Genomic DNA, 26,231 nt, shown 5'->3' with positions numbered 1-26,231 from the left:
ACGCGCGGGACGGCGCCGAAGCGATCCGGCAAAGTCGATGAATTCGCGGTCGCAAGACCCGTTTCGCCCCCCGCTGAGCCCGGTGAATTCTGCTCCTCGCGCATGGTCCAAACGTTACTCCCCAGTACTGGGGGGATAAGGTTGCAGGTGATCGGCCGGAGTGGCATACGGCCGCACAGCACCGGCCCGGCCGAGCCGGGAAAGCACCACCCGGCCGAGCCGGGAAAGCACCATCGCGTGGCCGCCCACAGATCGTGCGGCCCGATTTGCAAGGAGAGTCACAACATGACTACCAGCGCTGCGGCTCCTACTGGTCCGGCCGTGCCCCCCGATTTCGTCAGTGGCCTGGAAGGCGTGGTGGCGTTCACCACCGATATCGCCGAGCCCGACAAGGACGGCGGCGCGCTGCGCTACCGGGGTGTCGACATCGAGGACCTGGTCGGTAACCACGTCACCTTCGGTGACGTCTGGGCGCTGCTGGTCGACGGCCGCTTCGGACAGGGACTGCCGCCCGCCGAGCCGTTCCCGCTGCCGGTGCACACCGGCGATGTGCGCGTCGACGTGCAGGCCGGTCTGGCGATGCTCGCCCCGATCTGGGGCTACCAGCCGCTGCTGGACATCGACGACGCCACCGCCCGCGAGAACCTCGCGCGCGCGTCGGTGATGGCCCTGTCCTATGTCGCGCAGTCCGCGCGCGGCATCTACCAGCCGGCCGTGCCGCAGAAGGAGATCGACGAGGCGAGCACGATCACCGAACGCTTCATGAAGCGGTGGAAGGGTGACCCGGATCCGCGCCACGTCGAGGCCATCGACGCCTACTGGGTGTCGGCCGCCGAGCACGGTATGAACGCCTCCACGTTCACCGCGCGCGTCATCGCCTCGACCGGCGCCGACGTGGCCGCCAGCCTGTCCGGCGCGATCGGCGCCATGTCCGGCCCGCTGCACGGCGGCGCCCCCGCGCGGGTGCTGCCGATGATCGAAGAGGTCGAAAAGACCGGCGACGCACGCGCTCTGGTGAAGGGCATCCTCGATCGCAAGGAGAAGCTCATGGGCTTCGGCCACCGGGTCTACCGGGCCGAGGACCCGCGCGCCCGGGTGCTGCGTGCCACCGCGAAGCGGCTGGACGCGCCGCGCTACGAGGTCGCCGCGGCGCTCGAGCAGGCCGCGCTGGCCGAACTGCGCGAGCGTCGCCCCGATCGCGCCATCGAGACCAACGTCGAGTTCTGGGCCGCGGTGATCCTGGACTTCGCCGAGGTGCCCGCGCACATGATGCCGGCGATGTTCACCTGTGGCCGCACCGCGGGCTGGTGCGCGCACATCCTCGAACAGAAGCAGCTGGGCAAGCTGGTGCGCCCTGCCGCGATCTACACCGGACCGGCGCCGCGCAGCGCGGAATCCGTGCCGGGTTGGGAGACCGTCGTCCGGTAGTCCGGGCCCGTCGCCGTTCGAGCGCCTTCGCAGTTTTCGCTGCGGAGGCGCTCGTCGCTTCTCTGCCGTAGCATCTGCTCGCGTGGTTGGAGCAGAACTGTCGCGACGTCGGCTTCTGGCAGTGGGCGCGGCGGTAGCCGCGGGTTTCGCCGCCTCGGGATGCGCTACGGCCGAAGGGAATTCGCCGGTCAAGACGATCATCTCCACGGCGCCGCCCGCACCGGCCCGCACATCGGTTCCGTCGGTGGCGAGTCCGGCATCGGCGTCGCTACCGGCACAGCCGGATCCGGCGGCCGTGGCCGCGCGCTATGCCGGTCGGCAGCCCGCCGGATGGGGAATGGACCTGCCCGGCATCATCACCTCGATCCCCGCGCAGGGTAAGCAGATGGCGCTGACCTTCGATGCCTGCGGCGGGCCGGACAACGACGAGATCAACACCGAGTTGATGAATTACCTCGTCGCCCACAACATTCCGGCGACGCTGTTTCTCAACAAGCGCTGGATCGATGCCGACCCGGGCAGGGCCGAGCAGCTGGCCGCCAATCCGCTGTTCGAACTCGCCAACCACGGCACCCGGCACTGTCCGCTCTCGGTCACCGGCCACGCCGCCTACGGCATCGCCGGCACCTCGTCCCCGCAGCAGGCGATCGACGAGGTGTGGGGCAATCACGAGCGGCTCACCCGGCTGCTCGGACATCCGCCGCGGTTCTTCCGCGCGGGCACCGCACACTACGACGACGTGTCGGTCGCGATCGTGCGGGATCTGGGGGAGACTCCGGTCGGTTTCAGCATCAACGCCGATGCCGGGGCGACCTTCACGGCCGCGCAGGTGCGCACCGCGATGTCGGCGGCACAGCCCGGGTCGATCTCGATCGCCCATATGCACCGCCCGAAGTCGGGTACCGCCGAGGGGATGTCGGTGGTGTTGCCGGTATTGCGTTCGCGCGGTTTCGAATTCGTCAAACTGCCCTGAGCGGGCCTTTCGAACCGGATTCAGAGTTCGGCCGAGGCCTCCCAGTCCACCGCCACCGACTCGCCGCGATCCACGGCGAAGAACGCGACCTCGAGATGCCGGCCCAGATCGACCAGTTCGATCGCCGGCAACGGCACCGGCTGCACGATCCGTACGCGCCACGGCCGCGGTTCGTCCCAGGCGCGCAGTTCCAGATCCAGCCGTAGCACCGGATCGTCGCGACCCGAGTAGTCGGCGGCGATCGGCGTGGCCGCCAGCACCGTCGCGTCGGCGCGGCGGCCCGCGGACAGAATCTTCGCGATGCTCACCCGCGTCGCCTCCGCGACGCCGGGCACGTACAGCACCAGTCGCTCGCGATCACCCGGATCGACGCGGCAGCCGACCACGTCGCCCGGTTGCATCGACTCCCGCTCGGCGTCGCTCACTCGTTGCCGCATCCGGGTCTCGTACGGCGGTACGCCGTCGAGTTGGATGCGGACCCAGAAGCGACAGCCGGGTTCGACCCGGCCCGCGGCATCCGCCCGCTTCCGCAGGCCGTCGACGCGGGAGGCCGCGGAGGCGGAAGTGCGGCAGGGGCGGACCCCGAGAATCGTCGCCGTTCCCGGCAGGCCGCGCAGCAGCAACTCGTGCCGTGCTCCCTCGGAGAGCATGCCGGTACGCAGCATGTTCCCGGCCCGCTCGAGCCGTGTGGCCAGGCGTGCGCGCAGACCGTAGCGGCCGCTGGCGGACCGGGCCGATCCGGCTGCGCCGGCCGAGGGGACCGCGGTCGATCCGGGTGCCGCGGATGCGGCGGAGATGCCCGTCGAGTCCGGTATCTCCCGCCCTGCCATACTCATTGCCCAACGGTAACGGTCCGCCGGGCGCCGACATGGTGATACGGACATATGCGCGGTTTCGGCAAGCCTGTCGCATCCGTCCGCGCAACCCCGACCCACCCACGCGCGAGACCCACATCACGCTCTAGGCTTGAGCCCATGACCGCTGCCTTTCCGAGCATCCCCGACGATCTGAAGCCCGCCGACGGACGGTTCGGCTGCGGCCCGTCCAAGGTCCGTCCCGAACAGCTGCGCTCCCTCGTCGAGGTCGGCGCCGCCGTGATGGGCACCAGCCACCGTCAGAAGCCGGTCAAGGACGTCGTCGCGCGCGTCCGCACGGGCCTGCGCGAGCTGTTCTCGCTGCCCGAGGGCTACGAGGTCGTGCTCGGCAACGGCGGCACCACCGCGTTCTGGGACGCCGCGGCCTTCGGCCTGATCCGGGACCGTTCGCTGCACCTGACCTACGGTGAGTTCTCCTCGAAGTTCGCCGCGGTGGCCAAGCGCAACCCGTTCATCGGCGATCCGATCGTGGTGTCCTCGGACCCGGGCACCGCGCCCGAGCCGGTCTCCGACCCGGTCGCCGATGTGATCGCGTGGGCGCACAACGAGACCTCCACCGGTGTGGCGGTTCCGGTGCAGCGGCCCGCCGGCTCGGACAACGCGCTCATCGCCATCGACGCCACCTCCGGCGCGGGCGGTCTGCCGGTGAATATCGCCGACGCCGATGTGTACTACTTCGCGCCGCAGAAATGCTTCGCCTCCGACGGTGGCCTGTGGGTCGCGCTGATGAGCCCGAAGGCTCTGGAGCGAGTCTCCGAAATCAAGGATTCGGGTCGTTACACTCCCGAATTCCTCTCGCTGCCGATCGCGATCGACAACAGCACCAAGGATCAGACCTACAACACCCCGGCGCTGGCCACGCTGCTGTTGTTCGCCGATCAGATCGAGTGGATGAACAACAACGGCGGTCTGGACTGGACCGTCAAGCGGACCCTCGATTCCTCGTCGCGGCTGTATTCCTGGGCCGAGTCCAGCGAATTCGCCACGCCGTTCGTCGCGGAGCCGGCGCACCGCTCGCAGGTGGTCGGCACCATCGACTTCGACCCGTCGGTGGATGCGGCGCAGGTCGCAAAGGTGTTGCGCGCCAACGGCATCGTCGACACCGAGCCCTACCGCAAGCTGGGCCGCAACCAGCTGCGCGTCGGCATGTTCCCGGCGATCGACCCCGAGGACGTGTCGCAGCTGACCCGCTGCATCGACTGGGTGGTGCAGCAGATCAGCGCCTGATCACGACAGCGCTCGGATAAAAGCTCGCGAAAGTCGCGGAATTTCGTCACCGAAATCCGCGGCTTTCGCGTTTACGCTGTTGTGGTGCGCGCCAACCGAAATCGTGCCGGAAGTTTGCCGGGGCGTGGGCCGGTGAGCGTGGAAACAGAGCAGATTAGTCGTCCCCGGTACCGCGGCGGTAGATTTCAGGCCGCGTGTCTTGCCACACGAATCTCAGAAGTGCACTACTGTTCCAGAACGTGGGCGGTGTCGCGAGCTAGTTGGTGCTCGGCGCAGCTGTGATCGACGCAGCGATAAGGAGGTAACGGTGCGTGAACTTCGAGTGATCGGATTGACGCCCGATTCCGCGCACATCGTGTGCGTCGATGCCGAGACCGGGCAGAAGTACCGGCTCGCCGCCGACGAGAAGCTGCGTGCCGCCGCGCGTGGAGACCTTGCCCGATTCGGCCAGATCGAGATCGAAACGGAGGCGACCATGCGTCCTCGCGATATCCAGGCTCGGATCCGTGCCGGTGCGTCGGTGGAGCAGGTCACCGAGGAGTCCGGCATGCCGGCCAGCCGGGTGGAGCGTTTCGCCTACCCCGTGCTGCTCGAGCGTGCGCGCGCGGCAGAGCTGGCGCAGAAGGCGCATCCGGTGCGCAAGGACGGTCCGGCGGTGGAGACGCTGATCGAGATCGTCTCGGCCGCCTTCGCCGAGCGTGGGCACAACATCGATATCGCGGAATGGGACGCCTGGAAGGACGAGAAGAACTACTGGGTCGCCCAATTGCAGTGGCAGGCGGGCCGTTCGGTGATCGCCGCGCACTGGCGTTACCAGCCGGACGCGCACGGCGGCTCGGTGGTGCCACTCGACGATCCGGCCTCGGACCTGATCGATCCCGATTTCGGTCGCGCCCTGCGCGGCCTGGCCACCATCCTGCCGGAGCCGACCCCCGAGCCCGCGCCGGTGGTGGAACCGGTGCCGGCCGGGCCCGTCCAGACCACCGCGGTGGCCGAGACCGGCCAGGCCGGTCTCGACGAGTACTTCGAACAGCGGGCCGCCGTGGGCGGCACCGCGGTTCCGGTCAGTGCCAAGAGCACCGTGGCGGCGAATCCGTCGAGCACGACGCCCGCGGCCACCACCCCGGCGCTGCCGGCGGCACCGGCCGCCGCCGCACCGACCGCCCCGGCCGAGCCGTCCGAACCCGCCGCTCCCACCGCGGATCCGGAGCCTGCCGCCCCCGCGGAGCCGGCGCCGGCGCCGGCTCCGGCGGCGAAGTCCACCCCTGCGGCAGCGAGCGCCAAGCCGGAAGCCGCCAAGCCCGCCGCGCAGAAGCAGGCCCGGGCCAAGCGGGGTAAGGCGCCGATGCCGTCCTGGGAGGATGTGCTGCTCGGCGTCCGTAGCTCCGGGCACTGAGCCCTCCGGGCGCCGAATCCGCGGCCGGGCACCGAATCCCGGGCAACCACGTCGAATTCGCGGCGGAGGCCACCGGTCTCCGCCGCGAAGTTCGTCTGCCGGTTCGCTGCTTACCCTCGTTCGGGCGTGTCGCCGCCGGAATGTGTGAAACGGGGGTTGACACGCGCGGCAGAAGTCAGAAGCGCCGATGTTTCCGCTGTTGGGGGAGTAGATTTTTCGTATGCGCCCGATTTCGTCGAGCGCGCAGCGAGCAGGCCGCGGCGGCGGATGTGCTTCGGCTCCGGTGTTTGCTCGGGAGTAACCACGCTTACCCGTCCGAGCTCGGGAGGTGTCGCAGGTGCCATCCACAGCCTCGTCGATCTGGTACGTCGACGACCCCGACCCGGCGGCGGTCCTGCGCTCACACCCCGATCCCGATCCGGAGGCCGCCCTCGCCCTGGCCAAACAGCTCAATCCCGGCCACGATGTGGTGCCCGCCGCCTCCGGCACCCTGAAGGTCTGGGCCGGGCCGGATCCCGGCTCGATGTACATCGGCTGCTATCCGGGGGTCACCGTGGTCTGCACCGTCCAGGCGGCGCGCAGCCATCCGACCCGGCTGCCGGAACTGCTGATCCGGCCGCTGGCCTCCGAGCACACCTACCTGGTGTCCTACGACGTCCCACTGGGCTGGGGTGCGTTCGCGCATTGGGAGCGCGGGGAATTCCGTCGCGCCTTCAGCGCCACGCGGGTGAACATCGTCGAGGACGAAGGGCTGCCGCTGGTGTGGGAGCGGTCGTACTGGGCCGGCGACCATCCGGTCCGGCTGCGGCCCGGTGATTTTCCCGATCCCCAGATCCTTCCGTTCGACCCGCCGGAATTCGCCGACGCCGCGAACGAGGAGTGGCTCGGATTCCGTTATCGGGCGGGGTCTTCCGACGAGGCCCTGCATCCGGACCGGATCGAGGTGTGTGGCTTCAGCCTCTACCCCGCGGGGCAGGCGCCCGCACCGGCGACGCGGGCGACGTCGGTGACGATTCCGGCGAGTAAGCGCTGGTTCGGCTGGTTGCGTGGCCGCGACCGCGTGTTGTGATCGCGAAATCCGTCGAGGCTTCAGGACGCGAGGCGTCAGGACGCGGCATCGATCAGTAGAACGACCCAGCCGATCAGTACCCCGGCGCCGAGTCCGGCGAGCACCCAGCGGGTGACCGGGGTGTAGCGCCAGCGCCACGCGGTCGGTGCGGTACCGGCGACGGCGATCACGTTCACCGCCACCGCGAGCGTCCAATGAACATGTGCCAGTGCGACACCGAACGAATACACCCCGGCGGCGGTCAGCGCGGCGACGAAGACCGACACCGCGATCCCCGCCGCCCACGGCGTGGGTTCGCTGTCCGGGCGGCCGAGCGGTCGATTCACGATGTCCGCACCCTTTCGTAGAAGGCCATCGCGGCCGCGGTCGCGACATTGAGCGAATCCGTGCCGGGGGTCATCGGAATCCGAGCGCGGATATCGGTGGCGCGCATCGCCGCCTCGGTCAGGCCGGGGCCTTCGGCGCCGAGCAGCAGTGCCACCCGGTCGCCGGTCATCGCGGTCGCCAGATTCACCGCCTCGGGATTCGGCGTCAGCGCGATGATCCGAAAACCCAGCTCGCGCAAGGTGTGCAGGCCGTCGGGCCAGGTCGGCAGCGAGGCGAAGGGCACCCGCAGCACGTGGCCCATCGACACCCGCACCGCGCGCCGATACAGCGGATCGGCGCAGCGGTCGCCGAACAACACCGCGTCGGCGCCGAGTCCGGCCGCATTGCGGAAGATCGAGCCGATGTTCTCGTGATCGTTGACGCCCTCGAGCACCGCGACCGTGCGCGCGGTCCGCAAGATCTCCTCGGGCAGCAATTCCGGCGGACGGTAGGCGGCGGCAAGTACGCCGCGATTGAGATGAAATCCGACGATTTCGGCCATCACCTCGGCGCCGACGCGGTAGTAAGGGATGTCCACACCGGCGAGGTCGGGGGCGAGCTGATCGAAGCGGCGGCCCACCCCGAGCAGGGCGAACGGCTGGAAACGCGAGGCCAGCATGCGCTGGACGACCACCACGCCCTCGGCCACGACCAGGCCTTTTCCGCCCGGGAGGTCGGGACGCCGGTCGGCCGAGTTGAGGTCGCGGAAGTCGGCGACCCGAGGGTCGCCGGGGTCGACGATATCGATCACGTGGGCCACGGCAACCTATCCTGCACCCTGGCTCCGAATTCGGCCGATCCAACTGTCGTGTGGAACACGGTTTGGCAAGCAACGCTATGGTGAACTCTTTATTGGTTTAGCCGCAGAACGATTTATCCATCGCAACGGAAGAGGACGCATGACCAAGCCGGAAGTCGAGTTCCAGGAAGGCCCCGCGCCCACCACGCTGGAAGTGCACGATCTGGTCGAGGGCGAGGGCGCCGAGGCCGTACCCGGCGGCACCGTCGAGGTGCACTACGTGGGCGTCACCTACGACACCGGCGAGGAATTCGATTCGTCCTGGAACCGTGGCGAATCCATCACCTTCCCGCTGCGCGGCCTGATCCAGGGCTGGCAGGAAGGTATTCCGGGGATGAAGGTCGGCGGCCGCCGCCAGCTGACCATCCCGCCGGAGCTGGCCTACGGTCCCGAGGGCTCGGGCCACCCGCTGTCGGGCAAGACGCTGATCTTCGTCATCGATCTGCTGAACGTCGTCGAGTAGTACGCCGATCACTGCCGGACGATCTCGACCGGATCGGACAGATTCGTCGCCAGGACGGACTGCTGGGATGTGCTGTGCGCCGGTAACGCGGTGAGGGCCTTGCCGGTTTGATCGGTCAGATTCGTCGATATCTGCTGCATCTGGGTGACCCCGCCGGTCACCGCCTGCAGCGCACCCTGCAGTTGCGCGGTCGCCTGATCGGCGAGCTGCGGAATCTGTCCGGCCAGGGCGGCGCCTTGGTCCAGCTGGGCGGCGGCGGAGGTCAGCCGGTTCGCGGCATCGCGCAGGATGGTGCCGAGACCGGTGTTCGGATCGGTACTGCTACCGGTCAGCCGGGCCACGCCCGCCAGCTGGGTATCGGTCTGGCCGGCGATCGAGCGCAGCGCCTCCAGCTTTCCGACGATGTCGGTGACCTGGGGATCCGCCGCGAACGGCAGCGCGCGCAGCAGCGGCAGCACCTGGTCGAGTCCGCCGCTCATCGCCTTCGCACCGGAGCTGATCTGCCCGATGGTCAGCCCGGTGGCATCGAAGGCGCCGGCCATGTTCTCGGCCTGATTCGTCGCCTGACCCAGGGTGTCGTGTACCTGGCCGAGCTGCGAAGTCAGCGTGGCCGCACCGGATTTCGCGGAATCCAGGAAGCCCAGCATCTGCTGGGCGCCGCCGGTGAACTGTCCGGCGGCGTCGGAGGCCGTCCGCACGCCCGCGTCGAGCAGCTGAGAGGTGAAGGCGGCCTGCTGCATCGAACCGCGCGCGTTCGCGACCGCGGCCAGGGTTTGATCCACGCCCGCGGCCGCGATTCGCCGCGTCACCGCCGCGACCGCATCGTCGACCGCGGCGGTGTCCGCGTGCTCGTCGGCGGCCACGGTCAGCTGCGCCCGATGCGGCTGCGCCGTGGCGAGGGTGCCCAGCGACGCACTGAGGTCGGCGGGCAGGGTGATCACCGCGGCGTGGTCGGCGGTGCGCGCGCCGGGTTCGGCCACGGTCCAGGTGTCGCTCTCGGCTTGGAGTGCCTTGACGATGCGGGCCCCGGCGGGACCGGTATCCGCGTTGACGATCGCGATATCGGTCGGCGCGGCGCCACCGTGGGTGGCGGCGATCACCCCACCCGTCACCGCACCGGCGACCACCAGGGTCACCACACCGAGCACTGTCCAGCGAAAACGTCTACCTGCCACGCCGTTCGACGGTAGCGGCGGTGAATGCGCAAGTACTGGCGGATATCTGAGGGTTCTGTGAGGGATCGCGGACGATTCAGTTCTGCGGCGGTGGCGCCGCCCGCATCGGACGGGCCGGCAATTCCAGCACCAGGCGTACGCCGCCCAGGGTGCCGTCGTCGAAATAGGCTCGGCCGCCGTGCAATTGGGCCTGCTGCGCGACCAGTGCCAGGCCCAGGCCGGAGCCGCCCTTGGTGGCGTTGGCGCCGCGAATGAAGCGGTCGAAGACACTGCGCCGTTCCTCGGCCGGGATGCCCGCACCGTTGTCGTCGACCGAGATCACGATCCAGCCGTCGGGGCGGCGATGGGCGGATACCAGCGCCTGCGTCGCGCCGCCGTGACGGGCGGAATTCGTGAGCGCGTTGTCGACGGCCAAGCGCAGTCCGGTCGGCAGGCCACGGGTGACGAGTTCGGGATCGGTCTCGATGCGGACGGTGAGTTCCGGGAAGTGGCGCATCGCGTCGTGGGCGGCGTGGTCGACCAGATCACCGACATCGGTTTCGACATGGTCGCGCTCGTCGGTCAGCTCGCCCGCGGCCAGCCGTTCCAGCGCGGCCAGCGTGGCCTCCACCCGGCCCTGACTGCGCTGGAGGTCGTCGAGGATCTCCGCGCGCTGCTGCTCGTCGAGGTCCAGGGTGCGCAGCACCTCGAGGTCGGTGCGCATCGCGGTGAGCGGGGTGCGCAGTTCGTGCGCGGAGACGGCGGCGAAATCGCGGGCCGTCTCGAGTGCCGCGGCGGTTTCGGCCTGGGCGGACTGCACCCGCTCCAACAGCGAATTCACTGCCTCGGAAAGCTTTTCGGCCTCGAAGACCCCGGATCCGTCCACCCGGACCTCGGCCGTGCTGGTGCCACTGCGCGCACTGACCTGCCGGGTGAGATCCCGGATCGGGCGCACCGCGCCGCCACCGAACACCCAGCCCAGCCCGGCCGCCGCGGCCACCGCCAGGCCGGCCGCGAACAGCACCCAGCGCCGCTGCTCGGACATGGTGTGATAGGCGTCGGTCAGCGGGATCGCGATCGATACGGTCCGCCCCTCGGGCTGATTCTCGGTCGTGGTCAGCACCCGGAAAGGGGTGCCCTCCATCGTGACCGTATGCGAACCCGGGTCCTCGGCCGGCAGACGCACGCTGGTGGAGGCGATGATCTCACCGTGGTCGCGGACCGTCACCGCAATATCCTTGTTCGGGGTCACCAGCGACAGCACCCCGACCGCGATGAGCGGCTGCATCAGCACGATGCGCGAGGCGATGGCCAGTTCCTGGTCGGCCTGGGCGAGATTGTTGCGGCCCAGTGCCACCACCGACACCCAGCTCAAGACCGCGGTGATGATGATCGCGCCCAATGCCGCCGCCCCGGCGACCCTGGTGCGCAGCGAATAGGAGTGACGCAGCCCGAAGCGTCGCCGTTGCGGTCCGGTCATCCCGCACCGGCACGGATCGATTCGGCGTGGGCGCCGGTCATTTCGGCATCCGCAGTACGAAGCCGACGCCGCGAATGGTGTGCAGCAGCCGGGGCGTGCCGTCGGCCTCCAGTTTGCGGCGCAGATAGCCGACGAAGACGTCCACCACATTGGTGTCGGCGGCGAAGTCGTAACCCCACACCAGCTCCAGCAGTCGTTCCCGGCTCAACACCACTCCGGCATTGCGGGCCAGCGTGGACAGCAGTTCGAATTCCCTTTTGGTGAGCTCGATTTCGTTACCGTGCAGCAGGGCGCGATAACCGGCCACATCGATTTCCAAGGGACCCACGGTGATCGAGCCCGGCGCCGCGGCGGGTGCGGTATCGGTGCGCCGGCGCAGCAGCGCCCGGATCCGCGCCACCAATTCGGCGAGGACGAACGGTTTCACGAGATAGTCGTCCGCCCCGGATTCCAGTCCGGCGATCCGATCGCCGACCGAACTGCGTGCCGAGAGCACACAGATCGGCACTTCGTTGCCCATCGCCCGCAGCGCGGTCACCACGCCGGCGCCGTCGAGCACCGGCATGTTCATATCGAGGACGATCGCGTCGGGCGCCTGTTCGGCCACGCTGCGCAACGCCGCGGCCCCGTCGCGGGCGATGACCACCCGGAATCCGGACAGTCGCAAGCCGCGTTCCACCGAGGACAGCACATCCTCGTCGTCGTCGACCACCAGCACCGTCGGATTCTCGCTGCTCGCCACGGTGTGCAGTGTAATTTGACCGCGCGGCCCCGGGGGTGGCCCGAGGCTCGCGCGAGTTGCCGATCCGGTGGCCGGATCAGTAGTTGTGGCAGGAATCGGCGACTTCCTGGATCGTCGAGCTCAGGCCGGCGGCCCGCGGGTCCTGCTGGGCGCGCTGTGCCTCGTCCGGGTGCTGAGCCAGGTACTGCTGGAATTCGGCGCGGCGCTGTTCCACCGGCTGATCGAATTTGGCCTTCAGCTCGGCCTTCTGGTCCGGGTTGTTGTCCAGGATCGAGGCCAGCTGCGGCGCCTTGTCGTGCAACGCGGCGTCGACCTGGGCGAAGCTGCAGGTCGAATTCAGCAGCGGCGCAACCAGTTCGGTCGGGCCCGCCGATGCGGTGGCGGGGACCAGCAGGGCGGCCCCGGCGGCCAGGCCCGCAGCGGTGAGGGTGGTTGCGGCAAATCCGCGAATGCGCATGATTCTCTCTCCCTGTGCGTCGGCACGTACGTGTCCGGCACGGTATCGCCGGAGTCTGGGGCGCAGGTGAACCGATTCTGAGAAGACTCTGAACCGGCTGCTCGGACCGCGCGCCCCGGTCCGGGTGGCCCGATCAGGAACCGATACTCGAGCCGTTCGTGGTCGCCGCCGGATCGGTTGTGTTCTCGGCCGCCGTGTCGGCGGTCGGATCGGTCCCGGCGAGCAGCTGATCCTCCAGCGCGATCAGCACCGCCGGATCCTCGATGGTGGCCGGCATCTCCCAGTTCTCGCCGGAGGCGATCTGGCGGATGGTGCGGCGCAGGATCTTCCCGGATCGGGTCTTGGGCAAGGCCCGTACCACTGTCACATCGTGCAGCGTCGCAATCGCGCCGATCTGCTCCCGGACGCGGGCGATGATCTCGGCGCGCAACTGCGCCAGCTCGATGTCGACCCCGTTCTTGAGCACCACGTAGGCGATCGGAAGCTGACCCTTCAGTTCGTCGGGCACGCCGATCACCGCGGTTTCCGCGACCGCCGAATGTCCCGAGATCGCGCCCTCGATGCCGCCGGCCGAGAGCCGATGCCCGGCCATATTGATCACATCGTCGCTGCGGCCGAGCACGTACAGATAACCGTCCTCGTCGAAATAGCCGGAGTCGCCGGTGAGGTAGTGCCCGGGGTAGGCCGAGAGATAGGAGCGGGCGAAGCGCTCGTCGTCGCGCCACAGGCCGGTCAGTGAGCCGGGCGGCAGCGGCAGGCCGATCACGATGTTGCCCTCCGCGCCCGTCGCCACGGCATCGCCTTCGTAGTCGAGGACGCGCAGCCGATAGCCGGGCACCGGAACCGAGGCCGAGCCGGGTTTGATCGGCAGCTCCTGCAAACCGAGCGGGTTCGCGCACACCGGCCAGCCGGTTTCGGTCTGCCACCAGTGGTCCACGACCGGGCAGTCGGGCAGATCGGCCAGCACCGTCTCCCGGGTCCACTCGTAGGTGGCGGGGTCGAGCCGTTCGCCGGCGCAGAACAGCGCGCGCAGCGAGGACAGATCGTGGCGGCGGGCGAGCGCGGCCTCGGGATCGGCGCGGCGGATCGCGCGCAGTGCGGTGGGGGCGGTGAACATCACGTGCACCCCGTACTGCTCGACCAGCCGCCAGTAGGTGCCGGAGTCCGGCGTGCCGATCGGTTTGCCTTCGAACAGGACGGTCGTCGCGCCGACCAGCAGCGGGGCGTAGACGATATAGGAATGGCCGACCACCCAGCCGATATCGGAGGTGGTCAACATCACCTGACCGGGGGAGACGTCGTAGATGTTGCGCATCGACCAGGCCAGCGCCACCGCGTGGCCACCGTTGTCGCGCACCACGCCCTTGGGTTTTCCGGTGGTGCCGGAGGTGTAGAGGATGTACAGCGGATCGGTCGCGGCCACCGGCACCGGATCGGCCGGTTCCGCGTCGCGGACCATGTCCTCCCAGTCCAGCCAGCGGGCCGCGACGGTGGCGGTGGAATCGGGCAGGGTGTCGGTGGCCGGCTGCGGGGCGGCGAACCGGATGGTCGCAAAGCCCTCGCGCTGCTTCACGACCACGTTCCGGGGCGCGGTGGTCTGCACCTGGTCGAGCGCCTGCAGCACGATCGGCGGGTATTCGATCCGCTTGTTCGGTTCCAGGCCGCCGGAGGCGGTGACGATCAGAACGGGTTCGGCGTCGTCGATGCGCGCGGCCAGTTCATGGGCGGCGAATCCGCCGAAGACCACCGAATGCACGGCGCCGATCCGCGCGCAGGCCAACATCGCGATCACGGCCTCGGGGATCATCGGCATGTAGATCACGACTCGATCGCCGGTGCGCACCCCGAGCCGGAGCATGGCGCCGGCGAACCGGGCGACCTCCGCCAGCAACTCGGCATAGGTATAGACGGCTGTGGCGCCCGTCATAGCGGAGTCATATATTAATGCGGGCTGGTTCGCGCGACCGCCCGTTTTTTCGGAAATGCCCGTTTCGGCGGCGGTATCGGTATCGTCGTCCGTCGAGGCGGGTTCCGCTGTGAGATCGCGCACATGCCGATCGAGGGCGTTGTAGGAGGTGTTGAGGCGAGCATCGGGAAACCACCGAGCCGTCGGTCGTGCCGTGGTGTCGAGAATCTGTTCGGGCGCAACGTCCCAGCTGATCGCCTCGGCCGCGCTGCGCCAGAAGTCCGACGGGTCGACCAGGCTGGTCTGGTAGGTGGGCCGGTACTCCTGCTTCGCGTTCAACCGTATGACTCCCTGCCTCGCATCGATGCCCGCCTCGATAGATCAGCCTGATTGTGGCAGACTTCACGCGACGTCCGGGCGGCCGCCGCGACCTTTGATTTTGGCTGGAACAGCCAGGTCAACGGCTGGTGGTTGCCAAGAGGTCACACAAGAAGTTATTGATCCGTTAGAATCGCATGTCACCTATTTCGGCCGTCATGGACGCAATTTCTCGGCCAGCCGCAGTTCCCGGCCCGTTCTGCTTATCGAGCCGCGCGTGCGATCGTGGAGGCTCGCCGATGGCGCGTGGCTGGGGCCAGTTTGGAAAGTGAGTTGGAGATGCGTGACGCCGCTAGGCCCGTTGGGAAGCGCTGGGCGCTCGGCAACTGGGACCTGCGCTGGAAGGTTACGGCCGTGCTGGCCGTGCCGCTGCTCGTCGCGGTGGTGCTCGGTGCTTCCAGGATCGCGTCCGAGTTCAGTGACTCGAGCCACCTGGATCAGGCGGTCGAGCACGTCGAGGCGATTCCGGCCGTCACCGGCCTGAGTGGTGCCGCGGCCACCGTCGCCGGTGGCCAGATGGCCGCGATCAGCCCGACACAGTCGCTGGTTCAGGACGCGGACCTGACACGACTGGACGGCGCCATCCAGACCGCGCAGAAGGCCACGGCCAAGCTGGACGGTGTTCCGGGTGCGCGCGATGCGATCGAGCAGATGATCAGGGGCGCCCAGGCGGTGCGCGATCAGGGCACCAAGCCCTCGCCGGTCCTCGCCGACGCGATCGCCCAGGAAGAGGCGATCCGCCAGAACAGCGTCCGCACGGTCGAGGAGATCGTCTCGACCATCTCCGACCCGGGCGTCGACGCGGCGAAGCTGCGCCTGGTCGACTCGCTGAACACCCGCGCGGTGATGGTCCAGGAGATCGCGGCCTCGGCCAAGACCCTGACCGGTGACGCCAAGGGCGGCCTGCACGACTTCCAGGTCGCGGGCAACACCGAGAAGTACATGCTGGACCTGCTGGCCAAGCGTCTGCCCGAGAACGATCCGACGATCGCCGAGCTGAACGGCTTGTTGCAGAACCGGATCGCCATGACCAGCGGCCCGAACGTCGACGTCGGTCAGCTGCCGCTGATGGATATCAAGCAGTCGCTGGTCGACAGCCTGAACGGTTACACCAAGATCGTCGGTTCCTCGACTCAGGACATCACGTCCCGAGTGAACGACCTGGCCGGTAACGCCCGGGCCGGCGCGATCCAGTACGCGGTCATCGTCGTCCTGACGATCCTGGCCGCGCTGATCTTCGCCGTGCTGGTCGCGCGGGCCATGATCGTGCCGCTGCGCAAGCTGCGCCTGGCCGCGCTGCGCGTCGCCGAACACGATCTCGGTTACGAGGTCTCGCGCCTGCGTGACGGCGCCAGCCCCGAGGATGTGCCGCTCGAGCCGATGCCGGTGCACACCGAGGAAGAGGTCGGCCAGCTCGCTCGCGCGGTCGACGACATCCACGGTCAGGCCCTGCGCCTGGCGGCCGACCAGGCGTCCATGCGTACCCAGGTCAACGATATGTTCGAGACCCTGGCGCGGCGGTCGAAGTCGCTGGTCGACCATCAGCTCTCGCTGATCGAGGCGATGGAGTACGACGAGAAGGACCCGCGCCTGCTGGAGAACCTCTTCCGGCTCGACCACCTCGCCGCCCGTATGCGCCGAAACGGCGACAACCTGCTGATTCTGGCCGGTACCCGGCAGCGGCGCAGCAAGTCCGCGCCGGTCGAGATCGCCGACGTGCTGCGTGCCGCGATCTCCGAGGTCGAGGACTACGAGCGCGTGAAGCTGGGCGCCACCCCGCGCGGCGCCATCACCGAACCGGCCGCCTCCGACCTGGCGCACCTGTTCGCCGAGCTGCTCGACAACGCGCTACGCGCCTCGCCGCCGGAGACCGACGTCAAGTTCACCTTCGCCCAAGCCCACGATCAGGGTCTGCTGATCGAGGTCGCCGACCGCGGTATCGGTATGCCGCCCGCCGAGATGGCATCGATCAACCGGCGCCTGGAGACGACCGCCGAGGTCGGTGCGGACACCGCACGCCACATGGGTCTGTTCGTCGTCGGCCGGCTGGCCGAGCGGCACGGCCTCAACGTGCGCCTGCGCCCGACCTTCGACACCGCCCGCGACCCGGGCGTCACCGTCACCGTGCATGTGCCCAAGGCGATCATCGTGGCGCCCTCGGGTGGAACGGTCTCGCTGCCGGACCAGTCCGGTGAGCAGATGTCGGTGCCGACCCAGCGGCCGTCGGCGGCGTCGTCGATGCAGATGCGCGGCGTCACCCGCACTCCGAGCGGCAACATGATGGTCACCGTGGACCCGGGAGTGAGCGGGCCGATCCCGATCACGCCGGCCGCGGATGCCGGAGACGATCGCACCGTGCGCACCAACGGCGCCGCCGCCGCGGCGAACGGTTCGGCCGCGGGTGGACTCCCGCAGCGCCAGCCGGGCGGTGCGGCTCCGGGCGGGCTGCCGCAGCGGCAGCCGGGCGCCAACGGGCCGACCGCGCGTCATCCGCTCGCCGATGCCGAGCCGGGCACGGGCTTGCCGCAGCGTGAGCCGGGTGTCAACGGACCGCAGTCGCCCAAGGCGCAGCCGAACGCGAATCTGCCCCAGCGTGGCGGCGCCGCTCCGGCGCAGCCGACCTCGGGGCTGGCCGCCAATATGCTCAAGCGTCAGCCGGGTGCGGCGGGTCAGCCGCCGCGACCGGGCCGTCCCACCGGACTGCCGCAGCGGCCGCCGGGCGGCGGTAACGGCCTGCCGCCGCGCGAAGGTGGTCTGCCGCAGCGTGATTCGGGCTCGAGCCTGCCGCAGCGGGAGGGTGGTCTGCCGCAGCGCGGCGGGTCCGGCCTGCCGCAGCGTGGGCCTGCCGGTGAGGACCGGCCCGCGGCAAGCCTGCCGGCGCGGGAACTCGGCGCCAACGGCCTGCCGCAGCGGACGCCGGGCACCAACGGTGCCCCGTCGCGCGAGGGTGGCCTGCCGCAGCGGGAGTCCGCGAACGGTGGTCTGCCGCAGCGGGAATCGTCCAACGGCGAGCCGCCGCAGCGCGGTGCCGGAGGCCTGCCGCAGCGGACTCCGGGTTCCAACGGCGCGCCGTCGCGCGAGGGTGCGCCCACCGGTCTGCAGCGCGATGGCGGCAGCGGGCTCCCGCAGCGGGACGCCGGCGCCGGTCTGCCGCAGCGGGACGCGGGTAGTGGCCTCCCGCAACGGGATTCGGGCAGTGGTCTGCCGCAGCGCGGTGGCGGTCTGCCGCAGCGCGAGGGCATCGGCGGTCTGCCCCAGCGCGATGCCGGTACCGGCCTGCCGCAACGAGAGTCGAATGAGGGTCTGCCGCAGCGTGCCCCGGCCGCGGGCGGCCTGCCACAGCGGCAGCCGGGCGCCGGTCTGCCGCCGCGGCCGGAACCCACCCCGGGCCTGAGCCTGCCCGGACGTCATGCGCCGCAGCGGGACAGCTCCGCCGCGGACGCGAATGCGGAATCCGGTGAAGGTCGCGAACGCGGCCGCCACAGCTACCGGTCGAATCCGCAGAAGACGGCATCGTTCTTCCAGACCCGGCTGCAACCCGCAGCCGACCCCGGTCCGTCGGAAGGGGGAAGTCCGATCTTCGCCGAGATGATGTCGGCGTGGCTCGCGGACCCCAACCCGGACCGGTCCCAAGTCGCCGCCTCCTTCGAATCCCCAGGTGACGAAGGTTGGCAGGCTGCCCGACGAGCGGTGGAAACCTCGTCGGAGAAGCGGACGGCAGCCGGATTGCCGCAGCGTGATCCCGGCAATCGGCTGGTACCCGGTGGTGTCATCGGGCGCGCCGACCGGGCGCCGAGCCGCGACCCAGAGTCGATCAGGTCAAGTCTGAGTCGTCACCAGCAGGGCGTCCGGGATGGCCGCGCAATGGGAGCAATGAACCTAACCGGAGATAAAGGAGACCGATGAACCCCGATCTAGGTGGTACGAACCGTCAGCTGGATTGGCTGGTTTCGAACTTCGCCAACGAGGTCCCGGGCGTCGCTCATGCCGTGCTGGTTTCGGCGGACGGCCTGTTGATGGCCGCGAGCGCTCAATTGCCCGTCGACCGAGCCGAACAGCTGTCCGCCGTGACCGCAGGTTTGGCCAGCCTCTCTGTCGGCGTTTCGAACCTGTTCGAAGGCGGCACGGTACTGCAGTCCGTGGTCGAGATGGAACACGGTTACCTACTGCTCATGGCAGTCGGTGACGGGTCCTATCTGGCCGTGCTGACGAACACGTCCTGCGATATCGGCCAGGTGGGCTACGAGATGGCTCTGCTGGTCGAGCGGGTGGGCCAGACAGTCCAGGCCACACCTCGCGTCACGATGGGTTCCTGATGGTGGGATGGACATAGACAACCAGCACGTGGGGAGCGCCGAGCCCAGCCTCGTCCGTCCGTACTCGCTGACCGCCGGTCGTACGCGGCCGACGGTGGAGTTGGCATTGGAGGCGCTCGTCGCATCGCATCCGGTCGCCCTGGAGCGGCAGTTCGAACTGACCAACATCGAGACGTCAATCGTGGAGTTGTGCAGAGAATCGCCATCTGTCGCGGAACTGGCTGCCCGACTGGGTATTCCGATCGGGGTGGCTCGAGTGCTCGTCGCCGACCTCATCGAGGCGGGACATGTTCGAGTTTCGGCGACTTTGAAAGACGATTCGAGCGACGATGAACGTCGCGAGCTGATCGAAAGGGTTCTCAGTGGACTCCGGCGTATTTGATTCGACGGCCCAGGTCGATACCCGCAACGCCAAGCCGACCTCCGCGAAGATCGTGGTGGCCGGTGGCTTCGGTGTGGGTAAGACGACCTTGGTCGGTGCTGTATCGGAGATCGTTCCGCTGCGCACCGAGGCCTTGGTGACCAACGCCAGTGTGGGTGTTGACAGCCTGACCGCCGTGCCGACGAAGGCCACCACCACGGTGGCCATGGACTTCGGCAGGATCAGCCTCGCCGACGATTTGGTGCTTTATCTGTTCGGCACACCCGGCCAGTACCGCTTCTGGTTCATGTGGGACGACCTGATTCGCGGCGCCATCGGGGCGGTAGTGCTGATCGACACCAGACGGCTGGAGGATTCCTTCGCCGCCGTCGACTACTTCGAGGCTCGTGGGCTGCCGTTCCTGGTGGCCATCAACGAGTTCGACGACGCACCGCGGTACCCCCTGGAGGACATCCGCCAGGCGCTGGCCGTCCCGGCGGACGTGCCGATCATGTCGATCGACGCGCGCCGCCGCGAGCCGGTGAAGCAGGCGCTGGTCTCGGTCACCGAGTACGCGCTGCGCAAAGTGGTTCAGGGTTACTGATACGCCGACGACCGGCCGCACGACGCGGCCGCGTCGGCGCGCGGCGGCACCACGACCGCCGATCGCCCGGTCCGGCGCGGTTACGCTCGGAGCGTGAAGATCTCGGCGCGTGAGTTTTTCGACGGTGTGCTCGATCCCGGTTCGTATCGCAGCTGGGATCGAGAACCGATCGAGGTCGCCACGTCGTCGGCGTATCGCGCGGAACTGACCGCCGCGGTCGAACGCAGCGGCACCGACGAATCGGTGCTGACCGGTGAGGGACGGTTGCGCGGGCGGCGCGTCGCGGTGATCGCGTGTGAATTCGGCTTTCTGGCCGGATCGATCGGCGTGGCGGCCGCCGAGCGCATCGTCACCGCCGTCGAACGCGCCACCGAGCTGGGGCTGCCCCTGCTCGCCTCGCCCACCTCCGGCGGAACGCGGATGCAGGAGGGCACGGTCGCCTTCGTACAGATGGTGAAGATCGCCGGCGCGGTGGCCGCCCACAAATCGGCCGGCCACCCCTATCTGGTGTATCTGCGCAATCCCACGATGGGCGGCGTATTCGCGTCCTGGGGTTCGCTGGGGCACATGACCTTCGCCGAACCCGGGGCACTGATCGGATTCCTGGGACCCCGGGTCTACGAGGCCCTGTACGACCGGCCGTTTCCGGAAGGCGTGCAGACCGCCGAGAATCTGTATCGCAACGGGGTCATCGACGGGGTCGTGCCGGTCCGGTTCTTCCGCCGGATCGCGCACCGGGTGTTGAATGTGACGACTTCGGTTGCGGGACAGTCTGATTCGCTATCCATTGCTTCGTCAACGCGGGATTTGCCGGTGGTGCAGCCCGGCGACGGCGGCATTGCCGGAGGTTCGGCCGATACCGCTGATTCACCGGACGCCGACATAACCACTTCGTCGGCCTGGGAGTCGGTGCTGATCTCCCGCGACCCGCGGCGTCCCGGCATCCGGGAGCTGTTGCGGCAGGCGACCGATCGGGTGCCGTTGAGCGGCACCGGCCAAGGCGAATCCGACCGCACCGTCGTGCACGCCCTGGCCCGGCTGCGCGGCGAACCGTGCGTGATCTTCGGCCACGACCGGGCCGGCCAGACCGGCGAGAACACCATGGGCCCGGCCGCACTGCGCGAGGCCCGCCGCAGTATGCACCTGGCCGCCGAACTCCGCCTCCCGCTGGTCCTGGTCATCGATACCGCGGGTGCCGCGCTGTCCCAGGAGGCCGAGGAGCGTGGCCTCGCGCCCGAAATCGCCCGCTGCCTAGCGGATTTGGTCACCCTGGACACGCCGACCGTGTCGGTACTGCTGGGCCAGGGCACCGGCGGAGGGGCATTGGCCCTCCTGCCCGCCGACCGTGTCCTCGCCGCGACGCACGCCTGGCTGGCGCCACTCCCGCCGGAAGGCGCCAGCGCCATCGTCTTTCGCGATACGAACCATGCGCCGGAGCTGGCCGCCGCCCAACGAGTCGGCGCGGCCGACCTGCGCACCGACGGCGTCGTCGACCGCATCGTCCCGGAGTGCCCCGACGCAGCCCACGAACCGATCGACTTCTCCCGCCGCATGGTCGCCGCCGTCGCCGGGGAACTGGCGAGCCTCCGGACCCGACCGACAGCCGATCTGCGCGCCCTTCGCCGCCGCCGCTACCGTCGGCTGGGCGTTCCCGGGTGAGTGTGCGGTTCCGTGCTCCGGCCGCCTCGTCGTGCGGGTCCACCCGTCCCCCCGATTGCGAGGAACGCGACCGCAGTACGCGCACACCGGCATCCACCACGATCGGCTACGAGTGCGCGTCGCGTACGAGATCGACCTCCACCTCGGACGGGCAACCGAGCGCTGAGGTCCGAGGTTCCGCCTGGTAGGCGCACAGGATCCGAACACGCAGGTGCGCGTCGTTGACGGCTCGGCAAACCGCTTCTACGGTCGGAACGGTGACCTTTCGCAGCGAGAGCAGCACAGTACCGTCGGTGATTCTCAACGACGGCCATCTGATTCCGAGGCTGGGCTTCGGGGTTTTCCAGGTGCCGGAGGGACAGACCTTCGACACGGTGACCGCCGCGCTCGAGGCGGGGTATCGCAGCATCGACACCGCGGCGGCCTACGGGAACGAGGCCGAGGTGGGGCGGGCGATCGCCGAATCGGGGCTGGCGCGCGACGAGGTCTTCATCACCACCAAGCTGTGGAATGCCGACCAGGGGTACGACTCGACCCTGCGCGCGTTCGACGCGAGTATGGAGCGGCTGGGGTTCGAGTATCTCGATCTGTATCTCATCCACTGGCCGGTCGCGAGCGCGGATCGTTACGTGGACACGTTCCGTGCGTTCCAGTCGCTGAAGACGCAGGGCCGCATCGGCTCGATCGGTGTCTCCAATTTCCAGCCGGAACACCTGCGACGAGTGATCGGGGAGACCGGTGAGGTGCCGGCGGTGAACCAGGTGGAGCTGCATCCGGCGCTCGCGCAGAACACGCTGCGTGCCTTCCACGCCGAGCACGGCATCGCCACCGAGGCGTGGAGTCCACTCGGCCAGGGCGCGGAACTGAAGGATCCCACCGTGGGCGCGGTCGCCGAACAGGTCGGCCGCACGCCCGCCCAGGTTCTGATCCGGTGGCACCTGCAGCTGGGCAATATCGTCATTCCGAAGTCGGTGAATCCCGAGCGCATCCGGGAGAACTTCGATGTGTTCACTTTCGAACTCGACGTCGAGCAGATGACCACCCTCAATGCGCTCGACACCGGCAGCCGCGTCGGCCCCGATCCCGACACGTTCGCGATGGGGCTCGACTGACGCGTTGCCGGGCCCCTATCGCAGACCCAGGTAGCTCGTGAGCTCGACCGCTGCGGCGCGCCCTGCCCGATTCGCGCCGATGGTGCTGGCCGACGGCCCGTAACCGATCAAATGGATGCGCGGGTCGGCGGCTACCTGGGTAGCGAGCCGGCCCGCCATCGCGATGCCGCCGCCGGGTCCGCGCAGCCGCAGCGGCGCCAGGTGGTCGAGCGCGCTCCGGAAGCCGGTGGCCCAGAGGATCACGTCGGCGGCCTGAAAGCTGCCGTCGGGCCAGCGCACGCCGTCCGGTTCGATGCGGGCGAACATCGGATGCCAGGTCAGCGCGCCGCGCGCACGGGCGGCGCGAATCCGGTCGTCGACCGGCAGCCCGGTTACCGACACCACCGATCGCGGCGGTAAGCCGCGACGCACCCGGTCCTCGACCATCGCGACCGCCCGGCGGCCCTCGTCGGGACCGAACGGCCCCTCCCGCCAGCGCGGCTCCGTCCGCGACACCCACGTCGTGCCGGTGACCCGGGAAATCTCGTCCAGCAGTTGGACCGCGGAAATTCCCGCGCCGACCACCACGACGTGCTGACCGGCGAACTCCGCCGCGCTGCGGTAGTCATGAGCGTGCAATTGCCGTCCGGCGAAGGTTTCGGCGCCCGGATAGTACGGAATGAACGGTTTTTCCCAGGTGCCGGTCGCATTGATCACTCCGCGCACCCGGAGGGTCCGGTCGCCGGCACCCGGTAACTCGGGCGGTGCGACGACGGAAACCTCTGCGGCCGAGAGGTTTTCGCCGACCACGGTCTCGACGTGCAACAGCCCGTCCACCAACGTCCCCGGACATGTTGCGGTGGTTGCCCGATCACATACCACCCGTACCGACACCGGCCGGCGAACACGCAGGTCGAAACGCTTCTCGTACAGCTCGAAATAGTGCGGCACCGCGGTCGCGGCTGGTACGGAATCCGAGCCGGGCGGCAGAGTTTCGGTGAACGACATCCCCGGCAGGTCGTGCACCCGATTCACGGTGCTCAAAGTCAGTGAGGGCCAGCGGAATTGCCATGCCCCGCCGGGACCGGGGGAGTGGTCGACGATGAGGAAGTCGGTTCCCGGTGTCAATCCGAGCCGCCGCAGGTGATAGCCGACCGACAGTCCGGCCTGGCCGGCGCCGATCACCACAATCTCGAAATCGGGTGCGGTCACCGCCGTCACAGTACGCGTCGGGTGCGCTGCGGTAACTGTCCGCCGCATACAGTGGAGTCGATACCGACCGGCGGGTGCGGTGAGGTGTGCCCCCGGAAGAGAAACCGCGCGAATGGGGAGAGGTCAGATGCTCGCAGTGAGCCGGGATGGTGACGTGGTCACCATCGAATTACAGCGCCCGCAGCGGCGCAACGCCCTCAACAACGAGTTGGTGGCAGCGTTGCGCGAGGCCGTCACGACCGCGGCGGCCGACGCGCGGGTGATCGTGCTGACCGGTCAGGGGCCGATTTTCAGCGCCGGAGCCGATTTGTCCGGCGTCTACTCGTCGGATTTCCTCGACGGACTGCTCGCTCTGTTGCACACCATCGAAACGGTCCCGGTGCCGGTGATCTCCGCCATCAACGGCGGCGCGCTCGGAGCCGGGGTGCAGCTGGCGCTGGCCTCCGACCTGCGGGTGATGAGTCCGGATTCCTATATCGCCATTCCGGCCGCGAAGCTGGGCATCTCGGTGGATCGCTGGACGGTGCGCCGCCTGGTCTCGCTGATCGGTGGCGGCCCGGCGCGGACCGTGCTGATGGGCGCCGAGAGCGTATCCGCTTCCGACGCATACACTTTCGGCTTCGCCAACCGCCTCGGCACGCTGGCCGACGCGCAGGAGTGGGCCAAGTCGATCGCCCAGCTCGCCCCGCTCTCACTGCGCCACCTCAAGCTGGTGTTCAACGACGACGGCACCCGCGGCGAGGACACCCCCGAGCAGCGCGCCGCCTTGGAGGCCGCCTGGCGCAGCGCCGACGCCGAGGAGGCGCGGCTGGCGCGGGAACAGAAGCGCGCGGCGAAGTTCGTGGGGCGCTGATGGCCGGCACCGAGATCGTCGCGGCCGCCCGCAGAGCGGCCCTGGCCGCGGCCGGGCTGGTCGGATTGCGCTGGGTGGCCCGCGCGGCATGGCGGATTCCCGCCGAAATGGGGGCTTCCGCGGCCGCCATCGCACCGCTGGCGACGCGGTCGGCGAGCTACCGCGACCGGCAGTTCCACAACACCGAACCCAGCAGTCAGATCACGCCCGGATCCGGCGCATCCCTGCTGCTGTCGGCGCTGACCCGGCGCGATGTGGGGCGGCCACCGGCGGAAATCCCGCTGGCGAGCACCGAACATCCGGAGCTGGCGGCAGATCTGGCCGTGACCTGGTTCGGCCACGCCACCGCCCTGATCGAGGTCGACGGCTACCGCATCCTCACCGATCCGGTCTGGAGCGAGCGGGTCTCGCCGTCGCCGCTGATCGGGCCGGCCCGGCTGCATCCGGTCCCGGCACCGCTGTCCTCGCTGCCGGCGCTGGACGCGGTGGTCATCTCGCACGATCACTACGACCACCTGGATCGCGAGACCGTGCGCGCGCTGGTGGCCGGTCAGGACGCCCCGTTCGTGGTGCCGATCGGGATCGGCGCCCATCTGCGCAAATGGCAGGTGCCGGAGGCCCGCATCATCGAATTGGATTGGAATACGTCCACTTCCATCACCCGCCCCGGACTGGGTGAGCTCACCGTAACCTGCACCGAGGCGCGGCACTTCTCCGGGCGCGGCCTCACCCGCAACACCACGCTCTGGGCGTCGTGGGTGTTCGCGGGGCCGCGGCGGCGGGCCTACTTCGGCGGTGACAGCGGGTACACGAAGGCGTTCGCCGAAATCGGCGCGACGCACGGTCCGTTCGATCTCACGCTGCTGCCGATCGGTGCCTACGACGTGCATTGGCCCGATGTGCACATGAACCCCGAGGAGGCGGTGCGCGCCCACGCCGACGTGTGTGTCGGGGAAGCCGAATACGGCATGTTGGTGCCGATTCACTGGGCCACGTTCAACCTGGCTTTCCACGGCTGGTCCGAGCCGGTCCACAGACTTGTTGCGGCGGCGCGTGCAGCGGGTACCCGGGTAGCGGTGCCGCTTCCCGGCGGGCGGATCGATACCAATGCGGTATCACCGCAGGTCTCCTGGTGGGAGGATGTGCGCTAGAAACGCAGTCGACGAGTGAAGGAGTGGGCTTCATGAGTTTGATGGATACGCTCAAGGGGTTGGTGGGTAAGGGCCGCGACGTGGCCTCGCAGAACGCGGAGAAGGTCCACGGCGCTGTCGACAAGGCCGGTGGCTTCGTCAAAGAGAAGACCGGTGGCAAGTACTCCGATCACATCGACAAGGGCACCGAGGCCATCAAGAAGAACATCCCCCAGCAGGGCGGCAAGACCCCGCCGCCGGCTCCCGAGCCGCCCGCCGCGCCCCCGCAGAC

24 protein-coding genes are annotated in these 26,231 nt (G+C 69.0%); 15 read left to right on the top strand and 9 right to left on the bottom strand.

Annotated features, from left to right (window positions below):
• Positions 1-285: 285 nt before the first annotated feature.
• Positions 286-1,428: a citrate synthase 2 gene (locus A5789_RS21510; RefSeq protein ID WP_063018347.1), complete on the top strand. Its 1,143-nt coding sequence runs from the start codon at positions 286-288 to the stop codon at positions 1,426-1,428.
• 82 nt (positions 1,429-1,510) lie between these two features.
• Complete coding sequence (locus tag A5789_RS21505; RefSeq protein WP_227463038.1) at positions 1,511-2,401, top strand: polysaccharide deacetylase family protein; 891 nt, start codon at positions 1,511-1,513, stop codon at positions 2,399-2,401.
• A gap of 20 nt (positions 2,402-2,421) precedes the next feature.
• On the opposite strand, the gene A5789_RS21500 is transcribed toward A5789_RS21505, so the two are convergent.
• A complete protein-coding gene (locus A5789_RS21500) occupies positions 2,422-3,237 on the bottom strand; it encodes a hypothetical protein (protein WP_227463039.1) in 816 nt (271 codons plus the stop codon).
• A gap of 138 nt (positions 3,238-3,375) precedes the next feature.
• Between A5789_RS21500 and serC the strand changes: the two genes are divergently transcribed.
• From serC to A5789_RS21485, 3 genes are all read left to right on the top strand, one after another.
• Positions 3,376-4,503 (top strand): phosphoserine transaminase, encoded by a 1,128-nt coding sequence (gene serC / locus A5789_RS21495; RefSeq protein WP_063030739.1) that lies wholly within the window; start codon positions 3,376-3,378, stop codon positions 4,501-4,503.
• Between the two features lie 307 nt (positions 4,504-4,810).
• The gene (gene sepH / locus A5789_RS21490) at positions 4,811-5,899 is read left to right on the top strand and encodes a septation protein SepH (RefSeq protein ID WP_064905274.1); all 1,089 of its coding nucleotides are present in this window, start codon (positions 4,811-4,813) and stop codon (positions 5,897-5,899) included.
• A 337-nt stretch (positions 5,900-6,236) separates the two neighbouring features.
• Entirely contained in the window at positions 6,237-6,968 is a 732-nt protein-coding gene (locus A5789_RS21485; RefSeq protein ID WP_063910927.1) for a hypothetical protein, read from the top strand.
• Between the two features lie 35 nt (positions 6,969-7,003).
• On the opposite strand, the gene A5789_RS21480 is transcribed toward A5789_RS21485, so the two are convergent.
• Both A5789_RS21480 and A5789_RS21475 read right to left on the bottom strand, forming a co-directional pair.
• On the bottom strand, positions 7,004-7,294 hold the full coding sequence (locus tag A5789_RS21480; RefSeq protein ID WP_030513286.1) for a DUF2537 domain-containing protein: 291 nt from the start codon (positions 7,292-7,294) through the stop codon (positions 7,004-7,006).
• Positions 7,291-8,094 carry an RNA methyltransferase gene (locus A5789_RS21475; protein ID WP_063018355.1) on the bottom strand — a complete coding sequence of 268 codons (804 nt, stop codon included), beginning with the start codon at positions 8,092-8,094 and terminating at the stop codon, positions 7,291-7,293. The genes A5789_RS21480 and A5789_RS21475 overlap by 4 nt, the downstream gene beginning before the upstream one ends.
• A 139-nt stretch (positions 8,095-8,233) precedes the next feature.
• On the opposite strand from A5789_RS21475, the gene A5789_RS21470 reads away from it, so the two are divergent.
• Positions 8,234-8,596, top strand: a complete 363-nt coding sequence (locus A5789_RS21470) for an FKBP-type peptidyl-prolyl cis-trans isomerase (RefSeq protein ID WP_030513288.1) — start codon at positions 8,234-8,236, stop codon at positions 8,594-8,596.
• 8 nt (positions 8,597-8,604) lie between these two features.
• On the opposite strand, the gene A5789_RS21465 is transcribed toward A5789_RS21470, so the two are convergent.
• The 5 genes from A5789_RS21465 to A5789_RS21445 all read right to left on the bottom strand — a co-directional run bounded on the left by A5789_RS21465 (position 8,605) and on the right by A5789_RS21445 (position 14,674).
• Entirely contained in the window at positions 8,605-9,771 is a 1,167-nt protein-coding gene (locus tag A5789_RS21465) for a hypothetical protein (protein WP_064905272.1), read from the bottom strand.
• Between the two features lie 76 nt (positions 9,772-9,847).
• Positions 9,848-11,230 (bottom strand): sensor histidine kinase KdpD, encoded by a 1,383-nt coding sequence (locus tag A5789_RS21460; RefSeq protein ID WP_064905270.1) that lies wholly within the window; start codon positions 11,228-11,230, stop codon positions 9,848-9,850.
• Positions 11,231-11,267: 37 nt separating this feature from the next.
• Positions 11,268-11,972, bottom strand: a complete 705-nt coding sequence (locus A5789_RS21455; RefSeq protein ID WP_036523064.1) for a DNA-binding response regulator — start codon at positions 11,970-11,972, stop codon at positions 11,268-11,270.
• 76 nt (positions 11,973-12,048) lie between these two features.
• The gene (locus tag A5789_RS21450; protein ID WP_030513292.1) at positions 12,049-12,429 is read right to left on the bottom strand and encodes a hemophore-related protein; all 381 of its coding nucleotides are present in this window, start codon (positions 12,427-12,429) and stop codon (positions 12,049-12,051) included.
• Between the two features lie 133 nt (positions 12,430-12,562).
• Positions 12,563-14,674 (bottom strand): AMP-binding protein, encoded by a 2,112-nt coding sequence (locus tag A5789_RS21445; protein WP_064905268.1) that lies wholly within the window; start codon positions 14,672-14,674, stop codon positions 12,563-12,565.
• Positions 14,675-14,992: 318 nt separating this feature from the next.
• On the opposite strand from A5789_RS21445, the gene A5789_RS21440 reads away from it, so the two are divergent.
• The 6 genes from A5789_RS21440 (at position 14,993) to A5789_RS21415 (ending at position 22,765) form a co-directional block, all read left to right on the top strand.
• Positions 14,993-18,619 carry a HAMP domain-containing sensor histidine kinase gene (locus A5789_RS21440; RefSeq protein WP_082940868.1) on the top strand — a complete coding sequence of 1,209 codons (3,627 nt, stop codon included), beginning with the start codon at positions 14,993-14,995 and terminating at the stop codon, positions 18,617-18,619.
• Positions 18,616-19,029: a roadblock/LC7 domain-containing protein gene (locus A5789_RS21435; protein ID WP_011207200.1), complete on the top strand. Its 414-nt coding sequence runs from the start codon at positions 18,616-18,618 to the stop codon at positions 19,027-19,029. Before A5789_RS21440 ends, A5789_RS21435 begins: the two co-directional genes overlap by 4 nt.
• 7 nt (positions 19,030-19,036) lie before the next feature.
• Entirely contained in the window at positions 19,037-19,411 is a 375-nt protein-coding gene (locus tag A5789_RS21430; protein ID WP_025347064.1) for a DUF742 domain-containing protein, read from the top strand.
• Positions 19,392-19,994 carry an ATP/GTP-binding protein gene (locus A5789_RS21425; protein WP_174553921.1) on the top strand — a complete coding sequence of 201 codons (603 nt, stop codon included), beginning with the start codon at positions 19,392-19,394 and terminating at the stop codon, positions 19,992-19,994. Before A5789_RS21430 ends, A5789_RS21425 begins: the two co-directional genes overlap by 20 nt.
• Before the next feature lie 93 nt (positions 19,995-20,087).
• Positions 20,088-21,653, top strand: a complete 1,566-nt coding sequence (locus tag A5789_RS21420; protein WP_064905266.1) for a carboxyl transferase domain-containing protein — start codon at positions 20,088-20,090, stop codon at positions 21,651-21,653.
• A 257-nt stretch (positions 21,654-21,910) separates the two neighbouring features.
• Positions 21,911-22,765: an aldo/keto reductase gene (locus A5789_RS21415; RefSeq protein ID WP_030513297.1), complete on the top strand. Its 855-nt coding sequence runs from the start codon at positions 21,911-21,913 to the stop codon at positions 22,763-22,765.
• Between the two features lie 15 nt (positions 22,766-22,780).
• Here the strand turns inward: A5789_RS21415 and A5789_RS21410 are convergent, their stop codons facing one another.
• Positions 22,781-24,004 (bottom strand): NAD(P)-binding domain-containing protein, encoded by a 1,224-nt coding sequence (locus tag A5789_RS21410; protein WP_064905264.1) that lies wholly within the window; start codon positions 24,002-24,004, stop codon positions 22,781-22,783.
• A gap of 79 nt (positions 24,005-24,083) precedes the next feature.
• On the opposite strand from A5789_RS21410, the gene A5789_RS21405 reads away from it, so the two are divergent.
• The 3 genes from A5789_RS21405 to A5789_RS21395 form a co-directional block, all read left to right on the top strand.
• Complete coding sequence (locus tag A5789_RS21405; RefSeq protein WP_063019353.1) at positions 24,084-24,809, top strand: enoyl-CoA hydratase; 726 nt, start codon at positions 24,084-24,086, stop codon at positions 24,807-24,809.
• Positions 24,809-25,960 carry an MBL fold metallo-hydrolase gene (locus tag A5789_RS21400; RefSeq protein WP_063019351.1) on the top strand — a complete coding sequence of 384 codons (1,152 nt, stop codon included), beginning with the start codon at positions 24,809-24,811 and terminating at the stop codon, positions 25,958-25,960. Before A5789_RS21405 ends, A5789_RS21400 begins: the two co-directional genes overlap by 1 nt.
• A gap of 32 nt (positions 25,961-25,992) precedes the next feature.
• The coding region (locus tag A5789_RS21395) for an antitoxin (RefSeq protein WP_156773024.1) at positions 25,993-26,231 on the top strand (239 nt) is incomplete at its 3' end.

The organism is Nocardia sp. 852002-51101_SCH5132738 (assembly GCF_001665695.1).
Classification (GTDB): Bacteria; Actinomycetota; Actinomycetes; order Mycobacteriales; family Mycobacteriaceae; genus Nocardia; species Nocardia nova.
This window is presented reverse-complemented; position numbering and strand designations above follow the sequence as displayed.